The organism is Peribacillus acanthi, from assembly GCF_003073175.1.
GTDB lineage: Bacteria > Bacillota > Bacilli > Bacillales > DSM-1321 > Bacillus_BN > Bacillus_BN acanthi.
Window position 1 is genome coordinate 117,695 of the sequence record NZ_QBBX01000001.1, and the last position, 2,617, is coordinate 120,311.

Here is a 2,617-nt window from a genome sequence, read left to right on the forward strand (position 1 = left end):
ACATCCTATTGAAGGAACGAAAGCTTGGAACTTCCCTTTTACTGAAGAAATCGTGGATGGGAGAGATGGGGAAGAAAACGAATTACGAAAAGCAAAAGATAAGATAGTTCTTGTTAAAAGAGGCGGATTAACCTTTTACGAGAAAATACTGAATGCTAAAAAGGCTGGTGCAAAAGGAATTATCATCTACAACAACACGAAAGGGAATTTCTTTGGACAGACGCCAAAAAAAGTGGGAATTCCAGCCGTCTCGATTTCTAAAGCAGATGGTGGGGAATTACTAGCCATGTTGAAAAGGGATGGTAAAGTCCAAGTGAAATCATACTTTCAGAAAACGTCGGATCAAATTGCTTCTTTCAGTTCAAGAGGCCCTGTAACGGTAACGTGGAATATTAAGCCTGATGTCGTGGCTCCAGGAGTAGCAATTGATAGTACCGTTCCGAATGGATATTTATCCATGCAAGGAACAAGTATGTCTGCTCCTCATGTAGCAGGTGCATGTGCTCTTTTAAAGCAAGCTCATCCTGATTGGAAACCAGAGCAGTTTAAATCCGCTTTGATGACTACTGCCAAACAGCTTAAAGATGAACAGGGTGAATATTATCGAACGTTTGAACAGGGTGGAGGCAGGATTCAAGTAGACAAGGCGGTCAAAGCGGATACATTTTTTTATCCTTCTTCACTATCGTTTGGAATGTATCAGAAAGCAAAAGGTAATGATGAGCATAGCAGGAAGTTAGTCATCCATAACAGCAGCCAAAAGACAAAGTATTATTCCTTTAAAATCCCAGTGAGGGAAGAGGGATTAACGTGGAAACTACCAATTACGTTTAAACTGTTACCAGGTGAAAAGAGGGAAGTTACAGTAGGTCTTCACATTAATCAGTCTGAATTAAAAAAAGGGGTGTATGATGGGTACTTGGAAGTGAATGAAGGAGCTACTTCCTTGCACCTCCCATACTTATATGTAAAAGAAGAACCAGATTATCCAAGAGTTATGGGCTTTGAAATTGGAATGGGAGACCATAAAGATTCTTTACGCTATGAAATGTACCTTCCAGGAGGTGCAGATGAAATGGGAATCGCTTTATACGATGCGGATAACTATAGGTTTATTGGATTCTTGGATGCATCTAAGAAAGTGCATCGTGGAATGGTTTCGAAGGAAATAGGAAAGAAACAACTTCCGCCAACTGGGGTCTATCATGCGGTTATCTTTGCGAAAAAAGGCGATAAAGAAGATCGAATGGACACGATAATAGAAATTCCTTGATTAATTATAATGGATATTTTATCCAAAAGTATGATAAAAATGTGAACAAGTAAACAATTAGGACAAAGTGTGACATTTTTCACGTTTGACTCATTGACATTGCATATGCCCTATTGTATGCTAACAAAGGGTGTGAAATGATAGGGTTTTCAAAAGTATGTGCACACCTGATTTTCCACAAAAGTGCACATGATATCATATTCAACCTATTCGATTTTTGCGAGGATTTACAATGAGTCAAAAAAATCGCCATCCGTTTCAAGCAATGGCACTTATGTCTGCCATTCTCTCACAATTAGTTGGAACTCTTCTCATCGGTATCTTTTCAGGAAGATGGGTTGACCAGAGGTTCGACACCGAGCCACTATTTTTAGTGGTAGGCCTTCTTTTAGGACTTGCTGCGGGTACTTACTTCGTACTACGCACAATTCGACAATTTTTCTCAGGAGAATAAATCATATAATGCCGGATTTAGAATTAATGTTTGTAAGGGCCCGACGATACATATACTTTCTGTTAGCGTTTTATGTATTAGGTGCTGGATTCAGTCCTTATTATACTGTTTTCCTTGGCTTGATCCTTGGGACAACCTTAAGCCTCTTCATTCTTTGGTCGATGGTCCAAAAGAACCGTAAATTCACCAAGATGGCATTAGAAGGCAAAAAAATGAAATCCCTGGGTACATTAACAAGGATGTCAATAGCGGCCTTAGCTGCAGTAGTAGCTTTGGAGTATCCTGAACTGTTTCATATGATTAGTGTGGTTTTAGGATTAATGACTGGTTACTTGGTCATTATGATAGATTTTTTTATTCAAAAATTACGACGGTAGTAAAGAAGAGAGGTGAATACTGTTGAATCACGAAGCTCCTATCAGGGAATTTATGGGATTGCATTTCAACATGGCAAATGTCATGATGATCACTATTGCCAGTCTTATAGTCTTCATTATTGCTGTAGCGTGTACTCGCCGTCTTGCATTGAAGCCAAGCGGAGCCCAAAACTTCATGGAATGGGTATTGGATTTCGTTAAAGGCTTAATCAACAGCACGATGGATTGGAACACAGGTGGACGCTTCCTAATACTTGGGATGACACTAATTATGTACATTTTTGTATCAAATATGTTAGGTCTTCCTTTCTCAATAGTAATAGGGCATGAACTGTGGTGGAAATCGCCAACAGCTGATCCGGCAATTACATTAACTTTAGCAGTAATGGTAGTCGGGTTGTCCCATTTTTATGGTGTTAAAATGCTTGGTGCAAAAGGTTATGGAAAGACTTATTTCCAACCAATGGGCTTTATGTTCCCATTGAAAATTATTGAAGAATTCGCTAACACGCT

4 protein-coding genes are annotated in these 2,617 nt (G+C 39.2%); all 4 read left to right on the top strand.

Features of this window, described 5'->3' with window-relative positions:
• A partial coding sequence (locus tag DBX25_RS21590; RefSeq protein ID WP_276309558.1) for a S8 family serine peptidase occupies positions 1-1,273 on the top strand: 1,273 nt, incomplete at its 5' end.
• A gap of 232 nt (positions 1,274-1,505) precedes the next feature.
• Entirely contained in the window at positions 1,506-1,727 is a 222-nt protein-coding gene (locus tag DBX25_RS00665; protein WP_108668854.1) for an AtpZ/AtpI family protein, read from the top strand.
• Positions 1,728-1,735: 8 nt separating this feature from the next.
• Positions 1,736-2,104, top strand: a complete 369-nt coding sequence (locus tag DBX25_RS00670; protein ID WP_108668855.1) for an ATP synthase subunit I — start codon at positions 1,736-1,738, stop codon at positions 2,102-2,104.
• Positions 2,105-2,126: 22 nt separating this feature from the next.
• Positions 2,127-2,617 (top strand): FoF1 ATP synthase subunit A (locus DBX25_RS00675; protein ID WP_240620095.1); only part of this gene is annotated, 491 nt, incomplete at its 3' end.

Bases quoted from the DNA above. Each gene is read 5' to 3' on its own strand.
- DBX25_RS00665 (WP_108668854.1), top strand. From the start codon at position 1,506: ATGAGTCAAAAAAATCGCCATCCGTTTCAAGCAATGGCACTTATGTCT.
- DBX25_RS00670 (WP_108668855.1), top strand. From the start codon at position 1,736: ATGCCGGATTTAGAATTAATGTTTGTAAGGGCCCGACGATACATATAC.